Below are 16,901 nucleotides of genomic sequence, written 5' to 3'. Positions count from 1 at the left end.
CTCCCACAGGTCATGCACAGGCCACAAGCCTTGTGATGAACCTGTGGGAGCTGGCTTGCCGGCGATAGGGCCGGACCTGCTTAGCCTAAGCATCGAACTTTTCGATCTTACCCCACGGTATACAGCCGGCCCACATTGCCCAACCTGCTGATACAATCGGCTCACGAGAAATTTCCTACTTATGCCAGGAGCACAACGTGCCCGTCGTCTTTGTTGCCGCCTCTAAACTCCCGACTCCCTTCGCGACCTTCACCATGCATGGCTTTCTCGACGAAGCCACAGGCCGTGAGCACGTGGTGCTCAGCCTGGGTGATATCGCGGATGGCCAGCCGGTATTGGGGCGCCTGCACTCCGAGTGCCTGACCGGCGATGCCCTGTTCAGCCAGCGCTGTGACTGCGGCTCGCAGCTGGAGGCCGCGCTACAGGCCATTGCCCGCGAAGGCCGTGGCGTGCTGCTGTACCTGCGTCAGGAAGGCCGTGGCATCGGCCTGCTGAACAAGATCCGCGCCTACGAGCTGCAGGATGGCGGCGCCGATACCGTCGAAGCCAACGAGCGCCTGGGCTTTGCTGCCGACCAGCGTGACTACGCCATGTGCCTGCCGATGCTCGAGCACCTGGGGGTGAAGTCGCTGCGCCTGATGACCAACAACCCGCGCAAGGTAAAAGCCCTGACCGACATGAACATTGTCGTCGCCGAGCGTGTGCCGCTGCACACCGGGCACAACCCGCACAACCGCTATTACTTGGCGACCAAGGCCGGCAAGCTGGGCCACATGCTGGGCAACGAACATCAGGGCGAGGCGCCCCAGGCGTGACCCGCAGCGAGGTCAAGCGGCGCCTGGCACTGGCCTGGTGGCAGTACCTGGCGATGGGCCTGGTACCGCTGCCGGTCATGGCCTGGGCCTTTGGTGGGGGTGATGCACTGATCCCGGTGCTGGCCATGCCGTTGTTCATTGCCGGCGCGGCCACCATGTTCCTCAGCCTGCCGCGCTTCGGTGCCTACAAGCGTGCACTCATTGCGACCTCCAAAGTGCTTGGCACTGGTGAAGAGCCCGCGGCCTGGATCGAGCTGGCGCGGGTGCGGCGCCTGGCCATGCTCTATGCCTGCTTCCCGGCCTGGGTCGCTGCGCTGTCGGTGCTGGTCGGCCTCGAGGCGGTACCACAGATCCTGTTGGCGTTGTCCACCGTGGTAGTGCTTTACCTCTATCGCATTCCGCGCCAGCTCGGCTGATGCGCCTGCTGCCGGGCCTGCTGGCGCTGTTCGCCTGCACCGTGATGGCCGGCGAACCCTTGCGGGTTGTCAGCCTTGCCCCTTCGATGACTGAAATCATGCTCGAACTGCAGGCCGATGACCTGCTGGTGGGCGTGCTCGACGGTGGCGAACGCCCTGCGGCATTGCGCGACCTGCCCTCGGTCGGGCGTCAAGGGCAACTGGATATGGAGCGCCTGCTCAGCCTGCGCCCCGACCTGTTGCTGCTGTGGCCGGGCAGCGTGCCGCCGGCCCAGCGCGACCAGCTCAAGCGTCTTGGAATAGCCACTTTCAGCGCCGAACCCCACAACATCGACCAGTTGATCGAGCAGATCGAAGCCATTGCCGGGCGCGTCGGGCGTGCCGAGCAGGGCGGGCAGTACGCTCACGCCCTGCGTGAGCGGTTGCAGCAGCTTCGCCAGCAGTATCGGCGCGACGAGCCCTTGCAGGTGTTCTATCAGGTCTGGGATCGGCCGTTGTACACCCTCGGTGGCCGCCAGGTGGTCAGCGATGCATTGGCTGTGTGCGGTGCGCGCAACGTGTTCGCCGACCTCAGCCAGCCGGCGCCACAGGTGAATGTGGAGTCTGTATTGCTGCGTAACCCGCAGGTCATACTGGCCGGTGATCAGGCGCAACTGGCCAGCTGGAAGGCCTGGCCGCAGCTGCGTGCGGTAGCCGATAACCGCTTGCTGGTAGTGCCAGACAAGGGCCTGGAGCGCCCCAGTGGGCAGATGATCGAAGCCACTGCCCGCCTGTGTGCGTTGCTGGCAACTAAAGTGCCGGCGTCCAGGTGACGCTGAACAGCAGGGTGCGGCCTTCTTCGCGGTAAGGCTGGTAAGTGCCCTCGTAGCTGTACAGGGCGCGGCTGTAGCGGTGGTCCAGCAGGTTATCCAGCTTGGCTTCCAGCTTCACTTCATCGGTAGCCGCCCAGCTACCGCGCAACCCGAACAGGCCATACCCACCGATACGGTTGCGGTTGGCCTCATCGTCATAGCTGTTGCTGACGGCCTGCCAGCTGGCGCCCGCACTGAAACGGCCGAAATCACGGTCCAGGTCCAGGCTCAGGGTGCGCCGGGCACGGCGGGCCAGGGTGTGGCCGGTGTCGCGGTCGCGTGGGTCGATCAGTGCCAGGCCCAACTGGCTATGCCAGGCGCCCCATTGCTGGGTCAGCGCCATTTCCAGGCCATTGATGCGCGCCGAGGCGACGTTGCGGGGGATCGAGTCCTGGCCAAAGATGATCGCGTCGCGCAGGTCGGTGCGGTACAGCGAGGTTTCCAGGCGGGTGTCGGCCGACAGCTGGCTGCGCCATTGCAGCTCATAGCTTTTCGAGTGCTCCGGGTCCAGGTTCGGGTTGCTGAACTGGGGGTAATACAGGTCGTTGAAGGTGGGGGCGCGGAAACCTTCGCTGTAGGACAGCAGTACATCGTTATTCGCGTTCAACGGCACGGTCAGGCTGCCGCTCCAGGTGGTCTGGCCGCCAAACTGCTGGTTGCGGTCATGGCGCACGCCCAGTTCGGTAGAGAACTGCTCGCCCTGGTAGCGGTGCTGCATGAACACGGCGCGGTTCCAGCGGCTGTCCTCGGTGAAGTCGGTACTGCCATGGACACGGTCTTCATACCAGTCGCCGCCGATCAGCACGGTGTTGTGTTCGCTCAGGGCAAGGTCGTTCTGCCAGGTGGCCTGATCGCGGTAGGTGTTGAACACGAAGCGCTCGGCGCTGAGTTTGTCGCGCTTGTCGTCGCGGTTCTCGCTGTGGGCCAGTTCCAGGCGTGAGTGCCAGGTATCGGTCAACTGGGCGTCAAAGTAGCTGCCCACGCTGCTGACACTGACGTCAGTGTAGGGCTGCTGGCCGAAGCTCTCGAAGGTAACCGGGTCGAAGCCACCGAACGGGTTGTCGTATTCGCTGCGGCCGCGGCTGTCGAGCAGGTTCAGGCCGGCTTCGTAGCGCTCGCCGAAGGTGTGGCTCAGGCTCAGGTTGAATGACGTGTTGCGGTAGGCGTCATGGTCGCCGTCGCTGGCGAAGGACGGCCCAGTGGAATCGATACCGGCTGTTTCATCCAGGCTGGCGCCAAGGTTGAAACGGGTCGCGCCATTGCCACCCGAAAGCCCCAGGCTGCGCTGGAAGGTCTGGTTACTGCCGGCCGCCATGCGCAGGCGTGGCTGCAGGCCGGGGCCGTTGCTGCGCCGGGTGAAGATCTGGATCACCCCGCCGATGGCATCGCTGCCATACACCGCCGATCGCGAGCCGCGCAGCACTTCCACCCGTTCGATCTGGTCGACGTCGAGAAACTGCAAGCCGCTGTCGCCGGAGGTGGCGTTGGCGATACGCACGCCGTCGACCAGCACCAGGCTCTGCGCGGCTTTGGTGCCACGGATGAAGATGCCCGGCAGGCTGCCACGGCCACCGGTAGGCGCCACTTGCACGCCGGGTACGCGGCTGAGCAGGTCGGTAACGCTGCCGGGTTGCAGGCGGTCGATGTCGGCGCGGGTGAAGACCGTGTTGGCGGCGCTGGTGGCGGTGCGCGATTCGACCTGGCGGCTGGCGCTGATCAGCACGTCGGGGAGTTTGAGGGCGTCATCGCGTTCGGCGGCCAGTAGCGGCAGCGGGAGGCAGAGTAGGGTGGCAAAGGCTGGAGATTTCATGGGCAGTACCATTTTTCGAGGGCTGTGCCCTCGATCGCGACACAAGGCCGCTCCTACAGATAATGCACAGACCGGGAGAGCGGCGCGGTCTCTGTAGGAGCGGCCTTGTGTCGCGATGGGCCGCAAAGCGGCCCCGAGGATTACAAGCCGAGCTTGGCCATACGGGCTTTCACCGAAGCCTCGATCCCGGCCGCATCCAGCCCGCACTCGGCCAGCATTTGCGCCGGCTTGGCATGCTCGACATAAATATCAGGCAGCCCCAGGTGCAGCAGTGGCTTGAGCACTGCCTGGCTGGCCAGGAACTCACCCACCGCAGCACCGGCACCGCCCATGATGGCGTTCTCTTCGATGGTCACCAGCAACTCATGGCTTCCAGCCAGCTCCAGCACCAAGGCCTCATCCAGCGGCTTGACGAAGCGCATGTCGACCACCGTGGCGTTGGTCTGCTCGGCAACCTGCAGGGCCTCGGCCAACTGCACGCCGAACACCAGCAAGGCGACTTTCTCGCCCTGGCGGCGGACCACGCCCTTGCCGATCTCCAGCGGTTCAAGGTCACCGCTGATCGGTGCATTCGGGCCGGTACCACGCGGGTAGCGCACCGCCGCCGGGCCGTTGTACAAGTGGCCAGTGCTGAGCATCTTGCGCAGCTCGTTCTCGTCGCTCGGGGTCATTACCAGCATGCCCGGGATGCAGCGCAGGTACGACAGGTCGTAGCTGCCCGCGTGGGTCGGGCCGTCTTCGCCGACCAGGCCGGCGCGGTCGATGGCGAACAGCACGTCGAGGTTCTGCACCGCCACGTCGTGGATCAGCTGGTCGTAGGCACGCTGCAGGAAGGTGGAATAGATGGCCACCACCGGCTTGCTGCCCTCGCAGGCCATACCGGCTGCCAAGGTAACAGCGTGCTGCTCGGCAATCGCCACATCGAAGTAGCGCTCCGGGTAGCGCTCGCTGAAGTCGACCAGGTCGGAGCCTTCCTTCATCGCCGGGGTAATGCCCACCAGCCGGTTGTCGGCGGCGGCCATGTCGCACAGCCACTGGCCGAACACGGCGGAGTATTTCGGGCCGCTGGCTTTCTTCGGCGCGGCCGGCTTGTCGGCCGGTTCCAGCTTGGTGATGGCGTGGTAGCCGATCGGGTCGATCTCGGCCGGGGCGAAGCCCTTGCCCTTCTTGGTCACCACATGCAGGAACTGCGGGCCCTTGAGGTCACGCATGTTGCGCAGGGTGGCGATCATGGTCGGCAGGTCGTGGCCGTCGATCGGGCCGATGTAGTTCCAGCCCAGTTCCTCGAACAGCGTGCCTGGCACCAGCATGCCCTTGGCATACTCCTCGGTGCGGCGGGCGATTTCCCAGGCGCCTGGCAGGCGCGACAGCACTTTCTTGCTGCCTTCGCGCATGCTCGCGTAGGTGCGGCTGGAAAGGATCTTGGCCAGGTAGTTGGACAGGCCGCCGACATTGCGCGAAATCGACATGTCGTTGTCGTTAAGGATCACCAGCATGTCGGCGTTGACTTCCTGGGCGTGGTTCAACGCCTCGAACGCCATGCCGGCAGTCAGCGCGCCGTCACCGATCACTGCAATCGACTTGCGCGCGCTGTTTTGCAGGCGGGCGGCAATGGCCATGCCCAGCGCGGCGCTGATCGAGGTGCTGGAGTGGCCGACGCCAAAGGTGTCGTACTCGCTTTCGCTGCGGCGCGGGAAGGCGGCGATGCCGTCTTTCTGACGCAGACTGAGCATGCGGTTGCGGCGCCCGGTGAGGATCTTGTGCGGGTAGGCCTGATGGCCCACGTCCCACACCAGCCGGTCATCCGGGGTGTCGAATACGTAGTGCAGGGCGATGGTCAGCTCGATCACGCCCAGGCCGGCACCAAAATGCCCACCGGTCTGCCCAACGGTATAGAGCAGTTCCTGGCGCAACTCGTCGGCCAGGGTCTCCAGGTCGGCTTCGGCCAGCCGGCGCAGGCCGGCAGGCGTGTCAGCGCGGTCGAGCAACGGCGTGACCGGGCGTTCGCGGGGGATCTCTTGAAACGTCGTGGGCATCAGGCGAGTCGTTATAGGTGTGTGAAGACGCGGCAGTTTACCCCATTGTAGGAAATACTGCCCATTCAACCACTGTTTGCGACAGCCAGTGTAGGAGCGGGTTTACCCGCGAATACGGTGGTGCATTCACCGCCGCATTCGCGGGTAAACCCGCTCCTACACTGGGCGTGGTATCAGTGTTTAGTTACGGCGTTCGACGATGTAACGCGCCAAGGCCCGCAGCGGCTCGGCCTTCTCGCCGAACCCTTCCAGTGCGACCAGCGCCTGGTCGCGCAGTTCGTTCGCATAGGCCTTGGCCGCTTCCAGGCCCAGCAAGGCCGGATAGGTCGGTTTGTCACGCGCTATGTCGGCACCCTGGCGTTTGCCCAGGGTGGCGGTGTCGCTTTCCACATCAAGGATGTCGTCCTGCACCTGAAATGCCAGGCCGATGGCCTGTGCATAAGTTTGCAGGGCGTCCAGTTGCGGCTGTTCGGCACGGGCGCTGGCCAGGGCGCCGAGGCGCACGCTGGCTTCGATCAATGCGCCAGTCTTGTGCCGGTGCATGAATTCCAGCGCCTGCTGGTCCAGTTTCACGCCTACCGAGCCCAGGTCGATCGCCTGGCCGCCAACCATGCCGGCCGGGCCGGCCGCTTTGGCCAGGGCCTGGACCATGGCCAGGCGGATACCGTCGGCCTGCGGGCTCAAGCCCGGGTCGAGCAGGGCGCTGAAGGCCAGGCTCTGCAAGCCGTCGCCGGCGAGGATGGCGCAGGCTTCATCGAAAGCTTTGTGGGTGGTGGGCTGGCCGCGGCGCAGGTCGTCGTCGTCCATGGCCGGCAGGTCGTCATGCACCAGCGAATAGGCATGGATCAGCTCAACAGCGCAGGCCGCACCATTGGCCTGTTCGGCCGGGGCACCCAGGGCTTCGCAGGCCGCGTAGGCCAGCAGCGGGCGCACGCGCTTGCCGCCGTTCATCACGCTGTAGCGCATGGCGGCGTAAAGGCGTTCGAGCTCTTTGGTCGGGGCGATGAACAGCGGTTCGAGGGCGGCGTCGACCCGCGCCTGGCAACTGGCCTGATAGGTGCCGATCATGCTTCCGGCTCCGCGTCGAAGGGCTGAGCAGCCAGCTCACCATCGCGCTCCAGCAGGATTTGCACCTTTTGTTCGGCCTGGGCCAACGCGCCCTGGCAATCACGGGTCAGGGCGATGCCTTGCTCGAAGGCGGCCAGCGACTCTTCCAGCGACAACTCGCCGTTCTCCAGGCGCTCGACCAGTGCTTGCAGGTCTGCGAGGGATTGCTCGAAATCGAGGGAGGCTTTTTTGCGGGCCATGGCGACTGTCTCGGTGGCATTCAGAACGGCGCGACACTAGCAGAGCGGGGCGGGGGGAGCAAACTTCAGGGGCAATGAGGTTGGTTTCAATGGCCCTTTCGCGGGCTTGCCCTAATGCCAGTCAGTTAAGCAATTTGGGGCCGCGTTGCGGCCCATCGCCGGCAAGCCAGCTCCCACAGGTACGGCGCATGGCTTGAGATCAGTGCAATCGGTGTGGGAGCTGGCTTGCCTGCGATGGGCTGCGCAGCAGCCCCAGTAGCCTTAACTGACTGGCATTAGGGCTTGCCCGGTCCCACAGGTTCACCACAGGTCTGGAAGGCTGTGATGTCCCTGTGGGAGCGGGCGTGCCCGCGAATGGGCCCAATGGGGTCTATCAGGCAGGCTCGGCTTCCCGCTCGACCATCGCCTCCCGGTACTGCGCCAGCTCTTCGATGGTCAGCACCGGCAAGTTGTACTGCCGCGCATACACCGCCACCTGTTCGCCACGGGCCATGGTCCCGTCGGGGTTCATCAGTTCACACAGTACCGCCGCCGGGCGCAGGCCGGCCAGGCGCGCCAAGTCCACCGAGCCCTCGGTGTGGCCACGGCGGGTCAGCACGCCGCCATTGCGCGCGCGCAGCGGGAACACATGCCCCGGGCTGACAATATGACGCTGTTCGGCGCTGGAACGCAGTGCCGCAGCAATGGTGGTGATGCGGTCCTGGGCAGAGACCCCGGTAGTGATACCTTCCGCCGCCTCGATGGTGACAGTGAAGCCGGTGCCATGGCGGGCCTGGTTGTTCTGCACCATGGGCGCCAGTTGCAGCGCGTCGACGGTGGCTTCATCCAGGCACAGGCAGACGATGCCGCTGCAATCGCGAATCATCATGGCCATGGTCTGCAGCGAAATGTTTTCGGCGGCGGCAATGATGTCCGCTTCGTCCTCGCGGTCGTCATCGTCGAGCAAAAGTACAGGGCGCCCGGCCTTGAAGGCGGCGATGGCGGCGCAAACATTGGGAAAATGCGAGTGGTGCTGGGTGGACATGAAACGCTCCTCGTGAATGATCGATGAACGTCTCGGGGCGAACAAAATGCGCGCGCAGGGGCGCCCGAATGGCCCCTGCCTGACGCCTTCTTTCATCCGGACTATGACCGTCGGCTCTGGAGTCGCACCAGATCTGCTGACCCCCGGCATGGCCGGGGCGCTCGCGGGCTTATCTTTCGATTTACCGCCGGTGGGGACTTACACCCCGCCCTGAAGACCGCCCAAGCATACCGCACAGTGGCACCCCACTGGCAACCCGCGGTTCTACGACCTTTGGCGCAATCGTGCCGCTACACAGTGTGTTAAGGGCCGACAAGTGTGTTGCCTGGCCTGTTCGCGGGTGAACCCGCGAACAGGCCGGAACAGGCTTACCGCGACATCCCTTCAAGCACCCGTTTCAACGAGGCCGGCAACATCGGCCCATGCCCCAAACCGGCAAACCGCTCGAACCGCACCTGCAAGCCTGGCACCTTGGCCAGGTCTGCCACCAGCTCCCGCGCCGGCCGCTCTTCATCGCCTTGCACCTGCGCGCGCGGGTTCGCCGGCTCTTCACTGCCACGCATCAGAAACAACCGCGGCCGGCTGCTTCCCAGGCGCTGCTCAAGCCCCTGCGCCTCACCCACGATCGCCCCGTCATGCCACCACAGCGACGGGCTGGCCGCTGCATAGTCACTGAATGCCCCGGGCCGGGTGAACAGCGCATGCAGCACGGCCAACCCGCCATAGGAATGCCCCCATAGCGTCTGCCGCTGCAAGTCGATCGGTGCCACACCCGCCACCAGCGTGCGCATGCGCCCGGTGAGCAGGTCGAGAAATGCATCCACTCCGCCACTGGGTTGCCCGGTCAGCGGGTCCAGCTGCTCAGCCTGCCCTGGTAAGGCCGGGGTGTAGTCATACGTGCGCCCGGCGCGTTCGATGCGCTGTTCGGTCTGGTAACCCACGGCCACCAGCAACGGCGCCTGGCCGGCGGCAAGCGTGCCCAGTTGCTGGCTGTTCAGTGCGCCCAGCGCGGCGTTGCCATCGAGCATCCACAGCACCGGGTAGCCCGATGCTGGCACCGGGCGGTTCGGCTTGCCGATCCACAAGCGGTAATGACGTCGCCCATCGGCCGAGTCAAGGTCCACTTGGCTGAAACGGTAGGCCATGTCCTGACGGAGCAGCAGCGACGCGTCCATTTTCTGTTCATGGTCGGGCTGTGCCTGCGCGACAGGGGCCGAAAGGGGCTGCGCCAGGATCAGGGCCAGCGTCAGGGCCAGGGTTGTCTTGTTCATCAGGCGTCTCATCAGGACATTGCCAGGGATACCTGGCTGGAGCGCTCAGATGATAATCAGTCCTGATTGAGCGTAAAGCCCCTTAACTTTCTAAACAGTCCTGGGCCAGTGGCAGGGTCATGTGCAAGCACAGGCCCGGGTGGGCATTGCTGGCCCACAGGCGGCCACCTTGGAGTTCGATGGCGCGGCGGGCGATGGCCAGGCCCAGGCCGAAGCCTGCGCCGCTACCGGCCAGGCGCTGGTAAGGCTGGAAGATACGCTCAAGGTCGGCGTGCGGTACGCCGGGGCCCTGGTCGCTCAGGCGCAGGTGCCAGCAGCCGCCCTCCTGCCAGCCATCCAGGCTGACCCGGCCTTCGGCCGGCGAGTGGCGAATGGCATTGCGCATCAGGTTTTCCAACGCCTGGGCCAGGCTGTCGAGGTGGGCCTGCACCAGGCACTCGGTGCCCAGCGAGCAGGGCAGGCGGGTGCGCTCCCAGCCACTTTCGAAGCAGATGTCCTGGCACAAGGCCTCCCACACGGACACCAGCATCACCGGCTCGGTCGGCAAGCAGGGCTGTTCAGTGTCCATCCAGGCCAGGTCCAGCGTGTCTTCCAGCAGCTTTTGCATATCGGCGACTTCGCGGTCCAGGCGCTCGCGCAACTGCTGCGGCGGCAAGTCGCTGTCATGGGCAATGCGCAGCCGAGCCAATGGGGTGCGCAGTTCGTGGGACAGCGTGCGCAGCAGCAGGCGCTGTTGCTCCAGGCTCTGGCGCAGGCGCCCGGCCATGTGCTCGAAGGCTTGTGCCAGCTCGCCCAGCTCATCGCGGCGCTGCTGCAAGGGCAGGGCGGGGCTGTCGAGGTCATCGGCACGCAAGGCGTCGGCGCGGTCGCGCAGGCGGTTCAGCGGCACGACAAGATGGCGGTACAGCGCCAGGCCCAGCAGCAGGGCGAGCAGGGTGGGGGCAACGCCGTGGGTGATCACATGGGTCCAGGGCGTCAGGCCGGTGGGCAGCAGGTGTTCGGGCAACTGCATGACCAGGCGGCCGTTTTCCGGGTGTTGCGGGAATGCCATGCTGACGTAAGGCAGCTCGTCCTGCAGGCGTCGGCTCATCGGCCAGTCGAGTTTGCGCATGAAGGTCAGGTGGCTGGCCTCTTCGGCACTCAGCGGTGTGGTACCAAGGCTTTGCAGGTGCGGGCCGATCACCGCTACCCAGGTGTCTTCAGCGCGCCCCAGCTGCTGGCGCCATGCCTCGGCGCCCACCGCGCCGCCCTGGTTCCAGGCTTGTTCGGCCTGCTGTGCGTAACGCGCCAGGTAGTCCTGGTCGGCCTGCGACAGGAAGTAGGTGCTGCGCTCCACCGACAGGCCCCAGGTCCAGATCAGCCAGGTCAGCAGCAGGCAAAAACCGACCTGCAGAATGGCCAGTTTCCATAGCAAAGGGTGGCGTCGCATCAGGGCTGTTCCGTGTCGACCAGCATGTAACCTTGGCCGCGCACCGCCTGGATCTGCAAGTGCTGGGCAGCAATGTCGGCCAGCTTGCGGCGCAAGTTGCACACATGTACATCCAGGCCGCGGTCCAGGCGGGTGTAGGCGCGGTGCAGCACGGTCTGGTAGAGGAATGGCTTGCTCAAGGCCTCCCCGGGGTGAGCACGCAGGGTGGCCAGCAAGCGGAATTCGGATGCGGTAAGGCCGGCTGCCTGACCGTTGTGGATAACATCCTGGCGGTCATGGTCCAGCATCACCTCGCCAACGTCGGCACGCGCAGCCGGGCGACGATCGAACGCCACGCGCCGCAGCAAGGCATCAACCCGGGCGTCCAGTTCGGCCAGGCTGAACGGCTTGGGCAGATAATCGTCGGCGCCACGGGTAAAACCGCTGATGCGATCCTGCTCGGCGCCCAGCGCCGACATCAGCATCACCGGCACCGCCTGTTGGCGGCGCAGTTCGTCGAGCAGGCTGAGGCCGTCGATGCCCGGCAGCATGATGTCCAGCAATACCAGTTCGAAGCGCGATTGCTGTATGGCGTGCAAGGCCTGAGTGCCGCTGGCACAGGCATGCACCTGAAAGCCGCGATTGAGAAAATGGCGTTCCAGGTCCTGGCGCAGGCGTGGGTCGTCTTCGGCAAGGAGAAGTGAAGTGGGCACGGCGAGCCTTGAATGAGAACTTCTATCAGTTACGGATCATCCCATTGCTGGTGGGCCGAGGGCAACGCCGCAATGTGTTAAGAAGGTTAATGATGCTGCACCCCCGTTTTCGCTCCGGTATCGTTCGCAAAAAGCAACTTGTTTCGTTTGCGAATTATTATCACTTGGGCGGAAGGTGTGTCATGAACGGTTTCAAAGGTGTGGGGCGCTCGCGAGGGGCGCGGGGCTGGTTGGTACTGGGCTTGCTGGCGCCATTTTCGTTGTCGGCACTGGCTGAAACAGTGGCCACTCAGGCGGCCGCCGAGGACGGCGCGCTCGACCTGCCGGCACTGACCATCGAGGGCAACCGGCTGTACGACATGCTGCCTTCGGAACAAACCGGTGGCTATAGCGTCGATGCGGCCACCGTGGGCACCAAGACACCGGCAGCGCTCAAGGACATCCCGCAGTCGATCACCGTCTACACCCAGGACTACGCCAAGGACCGCCAGTTCGTGCACCTGGACGACCTGGCCAAGTACACCGCCGGCCTGCGTACCCTGACCAACGACAGCGGCCGTTCGTCTATCTACGCCCGAGGCTACGAGTACAGCGAGTTCAACATCGACGGCTTGCCGGCGCCCATGCAAAGCATCTTCGGCACCGTGCCGTCGCTGGCGGCGTTCGACCGCGTCGAAATCATGCGCGGCCCGGCCGGGCTGTTCAGCAGCACCAGTGAGCTGGGCGGTATCGTCAACATGGTGCGCAAGCGCCCGACCGCCGAGTTCCAGGGGCATATCGAAGGTAGCTACGGCACCTGGGACACCAACCACGAAGAAATCGACCTGAGCGGGCCGCTGGACGATGCCGGCCGCGTGCGCGGGCGTTTTATCGCCTCGCGTGACGACACCAACGGCGAGGTCGACTACAACGCCAATACCAGCAACAGCTATTACGGTGCGCTGGACATCGACCTGGACGACGCCACCACGCTGTCGTTCGGCCTGATGCATGAAGTGAAGAACATAACACCGCACAACGGCTACCCGGCCACCTTGTCCGGCGAGGTGCCGGACTTCAGCCACTCGCGCTTCCTTGGTGCCGACTGGAACTACTTCGACGGCAAGACCACCGACCTGGTTGCCGAGCTGACTCACCGCTTCGACAACGGCGGCTATGGCCGCGTCGCGGCGCGTGGTTCACACCGCGATACCAATTACCTGTACGCCTTCACGGCGACCAACGCCACCACCGGCGCCAACTCCGAACGCGCCAGCGCCCGTGATTTCACCCAGGACACCTATTCGCTGGATGCCAGCTACAGCCAGCCGTTTGAAACCTTCGGCCAGGTCAGCGAGTTCGTGGTCGGCAGCGACTACAAAAACTACGACACCGAGTACCTCAATGGCACCACCAACCTGGGCACCATCAACGTCAACACCTACTCGCCCAAGCAGTTCGCCAAGCCGTCGCCCAACTACAGCACCGAGACCGGCATGCAGGAAGAGGAATACGGCCTGTACTCCAAGGTCACCTTCCGCCCAGTCGAGCGCCTGGCGCTGATTGCCGGTGGCCGCTTCAGCTGGTACCGCGGTGACTTCTACACCACCACCCTCAGCAGCGGCGCCACCACCGACGACAGCAAGCGCGTGGACGGCCACTTCACCCCGTATGGCGGCCTGGTCTATGACCTGACCGACAACCACGCGCTGTACGCCAGCTACTCGCAGGTGTTCAAGCCGCAGTCCGACACCGACAGCAACGGCCGGGTGCTGAAGCCGCGTGAAGGCGAGCAGTACGAGTTCGGCCTGAAGAGCAGCTACTTTGGCGGTGACCTGAACACCCGCTTGTCGGTGTTCCGCCTGACCGACAAGAACCGCGCCACCACCCTGTACGACGCTGACGGTGTGGCGACCACCGACTCGGTTGCCGCCGGCAAGACACGCGTGAAGGGTGCCGAAGTAGAAGTGAGCGGCAAGCTGACGCCGAACTGGGAGCTGCTGGCCGGTTACACCTGGATGGAGACCGAAACCGTCAAGGGCGATGCCGAAACCACGTTCTTCATCATGCCGCGCAACCAGGCTTCGCTGTGGAGCAAGTACACCATCAACCAAGGCCCGCTGACCGGCCTGGCCATAGGCGGCGGTATTTCGGCGATGAGTAACTTCTACTCCGAGAACGGCGGCGTGCGCATCGATGCCCCGGGGTATGCCACCGTCGATGCGATGCTGTCGTACCCGGTGACCTCGAAGCTTACCGCCACCTTCAACGTCAACAACCTGTTCGACCGGGACTACCTGTCGCGGGTGGGCTCGACCTCGACGTTCAATTTCTATGGGCCGTCGCGCAGCATGATGGTGGGGGCGCGGTATGACTTCTGATAGCCAGGGGGAGTGAGGCTGTCGAGCCGAGGCTTCATTGATGTGTTGCCAGGGCTGGCCTCTTCGCGGGTGAACCCGCTCCAACAAGGTCACCGCAGTTCTCACGACTTGCACCGTACCTGTGGGAGCGGGCGTGCCCGCGAAGGGGCCCGCCCAGGCAATGGAAAACTCACCGCCCCACGAGAAATTGTTGAACACGCCGTGTGCGATCCATGAAGTCACACTACAGTGAAGCCCTACGGAGCCTTGCTGCGTATGCAGGAGGTCTGCAAGGACGCTGGAACGTTGTTGAGATGGACGGCTGGTATTGAGGAGTAAGCCCCATGTAGACAATCAATTACGCGTGTCCTGGCGTCCCTGCGAGGGGAATATGATCGACGACCCATACATCCTGTTTACCCGAATTCCCGTTGTAATCAATGAGCAAGGCGAGCGTTTCACCGACCCCTTGTGGGTCAAGGATATCGAACTGCATCTGAGTTACATCGAACACTTCGGGCTCTGCTGCCCTGTTGAGAAAAGCCAGCATGTCGAAGGGTTGCAGAGTATCAGCCACCTGAACATCAAATGGCTTCATGCATTAAAAAAAGACCATGGCCTTGCCTCGGTATTAAAGAACTTCCTGCCGAACTTCATTACGGTCATCAACGCCTGCAAACAGGCGAAGGTCGTGCATTCTGACGGTGCCGGCTGGGCATTCCCGTTGTCCTTCTACCTGTTGCCGCTCAAGCCATTGTTCCGCTTTCAGTGGGTTGTTGTCATAGAGTCTTCATTCTGGATGCTGGGGCATGGGGAGGCACGGACCCCCAGGAAAATCATCGAACACCATGTGCACACCTTTGTATTGAAGCGCTGCCTGAGGCTGGCGAACGCCAGGATATTCACCCAGTCCTTCTACAAGGAATACTTCCTGGGCAGTGACAACAGGCACACACTGATCAACCCTGCCAGCTGGCTCGATCAAACATTCATGGCCACCCCGGAGGCTGTCAGAAAAAGGTACGAAGGCAGGCGCAGCCGTACACTCAACTTGCTTTACCCCTCACGCCTGGTCATGGACAAAGGTGTGATGGTCGTCCTGGAAGCCATTGAGCAGCTAGAGGTCGAAGGCGTTGATGTCACACTCACCATCATGGGTGAGGGCGATTTGAAAGCGCACTGTCTGCGCTTTGCAACTGAACACCGGGGCGCCGTCGCGGTGAGGTTCATGAGCGCAGTCGACTATGGCAAAGACTTCTTCACGATCATTGCCCAGCATGATTGGCTGCTGGTTCCGACCCTGAAGCAGGAACAACCCCGAATCATCTTCGACGCGTTCAGCCAGGGCGTGCCGGTGATAGGCTCCGATACGTGCGGCGTGCTGGATATTACCAGCAAGCATAATGCGCTCACGTTTGAAACCGGTAACCCCTCAAGCTTGGCTGAGCGTATTCGGCACGCTGCCCGATACCCCGAACTTGCGTTGAAAATGGGGCTTGCGGGGCTGGATTATGCAGGGGGAAAGACGCACTTGCAGATGCACCAGGTCCGCGAAGCGTTCCTGAAGAACAGCCTCGCGCCCGCTGGCAGCCCGTCCATCTGAAGGACCAACGGCGATACCGTATGGGTTGGAGGCATTAAAAAGCCGGCTTGTGGCCGGCTTCTCGGGGACGCTTCCGACTAATTTATGGTAAGCCGCAACCGCCTTAACTGTGTGGCCAACAGGGGCCTGAAAGAGATGGCAAATACCCGTGTGGGATATCGCCGAGCCCTCTGGACTGCGGCTTGCGCCGGTCGGGGCTGAATGTGCCGCGTAGCATACAAGGGCGCGCGCAGGATGCCCAGCAAAAAATGGCACAGGGTGTTTCAGCCGGGCCGCTGTTGACGGAAATGCGACCAGTGAAACACCCAACCCAGTATTTCCAGGCCCTGCGCCTGACGCTGCGCAAGGGTGTAGCGTTCGACTGCGTAGTTGCGTCGGTCATGGCTGTGCAGGTACAGCGTGCCGTGCTGGCCAAGGGTGAGGTTGTTGACCCTGAGCGAGCCATTGTGCAGCAAGGCATAGGTTTCACCGTCGACCACCTGGGTCATGCCCAGGTCGATGACCAGGGTGGCCTCCAGTGGTATCAGTGGGAGCATGTTGCTGCCCGGCATCGCCATGCTGATCGCGTTGGCAGCCTGTACACCCAAGGCCTTCAGGGCTTTGGCCGGCAGGCGCAGGTGCTTGCTGGGCACCGGTGACAGCAAGCCCCTGTTCAGTTCGTAGTACGGCACATTCACCAGTCGACCCTGGCCCACCGACAGCGGTGTAGGCGGGTTGGCGGGTGCCGGCCGCAGCGGGCCATTGCGCAGGATCGGGTTGGGGTGCTTGGGCCCCTCACCGCTGCGCAGCCAGCGGCGGTGCACACAGAACAGGTCGGCCAGTTCGTCCAGCCGGGCCAACGGCACCCCGCGCTTGAACCAATTGTTCACGTGCTGCGCTGTGACGCTGCGCTGGGCGGCGAAGTCGGAAGGGGTCAGGCCACATTCATGGAGCAGGGCCTTGAGGCGGTCACCGGAAGTGTTCATGCCGGCGAGTGTAGCGGCGCGGTGCCAGCAAGGATATGAACCGGGTGTTGACGAGGTTTGTGGGAAACAGGCTGTTTGTAGGGCGTTGGTGTAGGAATGCGTAGGATTTATTACCGCCATTAACATCAATGCGCGCTCATGGAACAACACGTAACTTATTGACTTGGCAGAACGTGTGGGAGCGGGCTCGTCCCGCGAACACCGGCAACGCCGGTGCCATGCACCGCGTCGCCTGCTTCGCGGGACAAGCCCGCTCTCATAGAACAAACTCTAACTTATTGATTTAGCGAAACTTGTGGGAGCGGGCTTGTCCCGCGAACACCGGCAAAGCCGGTGCCAGACA

Annotated in this window: 14 protein-coding genes and 1 riboswitch; of the genes, 5 read left to right on the top strand and 9 right to left on the bottom strand. The window is 63.6% G+C overall.

The window, feature by feature from the left end; genetic code table 11:
• Positions 1–197: 197 nt before the first annotated feature.
• The 3 genes from ribA to ACI2KG_RS24085 are packed head-to-tail and all read left to right on the top strand — an operon-like array spanning position 198 to position 2,043.
• Positions 198–815: a GTP cyclohydrolase II gene (ribA, locus tag ACI2KG_RS24095; protein ID WP_012270291.1), complete on the top strand. Its 618-nt coding sequence runs from the start codon at positions 198–200 to the stop codon at positions 813–815.
• Positions 812–1,231 (top strand): MFS transporter, encoded by a 420-nt coding sequence (locus ACI2KG_RS24090; RefSeq protein ID WP_404663553.1) that lies wholly within the window; start codon positions 812–814, stop codon positions 1,229–1,231. The genes ribA and ACI2KG_RS24090 overlap by 4 nt, the downstream gene beginning before the upstream one ends.
• Positions 1,231–2,043, top strand: coding sequence for a cobalamin-binding protein (locus tag ACI2KG_RS24085; RefSeq protein WP_404663552.1), 813 nt, complete (start codon positions 1,231–1,233; stop codon positions 2,041–2,043). Before ACI2KG_RS24090 ends, ACI2KG_RS24085 begins: the two co-directional genes overlap by 1 nt.
• On the opposite strand, the gene ACI2KG_RS24080 is transcribed toward ACI2KG_RS24085, so the two are convergent.
• From ACI2KG_RS24080 to ACI2KG_RS24045, 8 genes are all read right to left on the bottom strand, one after another.
• A complete protein-coding gene (locus tag ACI2KG_RS24080; protein ID WP_404663551.1) occupies positions 2,021–3,892 on the bottom strand; it encodes a TonB-dependent receptor domain-containing protein in 1,872 nt (623 codons plus the stop codon). The genes ACI2KG_RS24085 and ACI2KG_RS24080 overlap by 23 nt on opposite strands.
• 140 nt (positions 3,893–4,032) lie before the next feature.
• Positions 4,033–5,928, bottom strand: a complete 1,896-nt coding sequence (gene dxs / locus ACI2KG_RS24075) for a 1-deoxy-D-xylulose-5-phosphate synthase (protein ID WP_404663550.1) — start codon at positions 5,926–5,928, stop codon at positions 4,033–4,035.
• 180 nt (positions 5,929–6,108) lie between these two features.
• Positions 6,109–6,996 carry a (2E,6E)-farnesyl diphosphate synthase gene (ispA, locus tag ACI2KG_RS24070; protein WP_400619571.1) on the bottom strand — a complete coding sequence of 296 codons (888 nt, stop codon included), beginning with the start codon at positions 6,994–6,996 and terminating at the stop codon, positions 6,109–6,111.
• Positions 6,993–7,235, bottom strand: coding sequence for an exodeoxyribonuclease VII small subunit (locus ACI2KG_RS24065; RefSeq protein WP_003255380.1), 243 nt, complete (start codon positions 7,233–7,235; stop codon positions 6,993–6,995). The genes ispA and ACI2KG_RS24065 overlap by 4 nt, the downstream gene beginning before the upstream one ends.
• A gap of 373 nt (positions 7,236–7,608) precedes the next feature.
• On the bottom strand, positions 7,609–8,259 hold the full coding sequence (gene ribB / locus ACI2KG_RS24060) for a 3,4-dihydroxy-2-butanone-4-phosphate synthase (RefSeq protein ID WP_404663549.1): 651 nt from the start codon (positions 8,257–8,259) through the stop codon (positions 7,609–7,611).
• 80 nt (positions 8,260–8,339) lie between these two features.
• Positions 8,340–8,481, bottom strand: a riboswitch (FMN riboswitch).
• 146 nt (positions 8,482–8,627) lie between these two features.
• A complete protein-coding gene (locus ACI2KG_RS24055) occupies positions 8,628–9,530 on the bottom strand; it encodes an alpha/beta hydrolase (protein WP_404663548.1) in 903 nt (300 codons plus the stop codon).
• An 82-nt stretch (positions 9,531–9,612) separates the two neighbouring features.
• Positions 9,613–10,959, bottom strand: coding sequence for a histidine kinase sensor domain-containing protein (locus ACI2KG_RS24050; protein ID WP_404663547.1), 1,347 nt, complete (start codon positions 10,957–10,959; stop codon positions 9,613–9,615).
• On the bottom strand, positions 10,959–11,651 hold the full coding sequence (locus tag ACI2KG_RS24045; RefSeq protein WP_404663546.1) for a response regulator transcription factor: 693 nt from the start codon (positions 11,649–11,651) through the stop codon (positions 10,959–10,961). The genes ACI2KG_RS24050 and ACI2KG_RS24045 overlap by 1 nt, the downstream gene beginning before the upstream one ends.
• A 182-nt stretch (positions 11,652–11,833) precedes the next feature.
• Between ACI2KG_RS24045 and ACI2KG_RS24040 the strand changes: the two genes are divergently transcribed.
• Positions 11,834–14,011: a TonB-dependent siderophore receptor gene (locus tag ACI2KG_RS24040; RefSeq protein WP_404663545.1), complete on the top strand. Its 2,178-nt coding sequence runs from the start codon at positions 11,834–11,836 to the stop codon at positions 14,009–14,011.
• 370 nt (positions 14,012–14,381) lie between these two features.
• Complete coding sequence (locus ACI2KG_RS24035) at positions 14,382–15,593, top strand: glycosyltransferase family 4 protein (RefSeq protein WP_404663544.1); 1,212 nt, start codon at positions 14,382–14,384, stop codon at positions 15,591–15,593.
• Positions 15,594–15,856: 263 nt separating this feature from the next.
• On the opposite strand, the gene ACI2KG_RS24030 is transcribed toward ACI2KG_RS24035, so the two are convergent.
• A complete protein-coding gene (locus ACI2KG_RS24030) occupies positions 15,857–16,558 on the bottom strand; it encodes a helix-turn-helix transcriptional regulator (protein WP_404663543.1) in 702 nt (233 codons plus the stop codon).
• Between the last annotated feature and the right edge of the window lie 343 nt (positions 16,559–16,901).

The sequence above is a fragment of the Pseudomonas sp. NPDC089407 genome, from assembly GCF_044900445.1.
GTDB lineage: Bacteria > Pseudomonadota > Gammaproteobacteria > Pseudomonadales > Pseudomonadaceae > Aquipseudomonas.
Note: the sequence above shows the minus strand (reverse complement) of the source record. Positions and strands in the feature narration are given on the sequence as shown.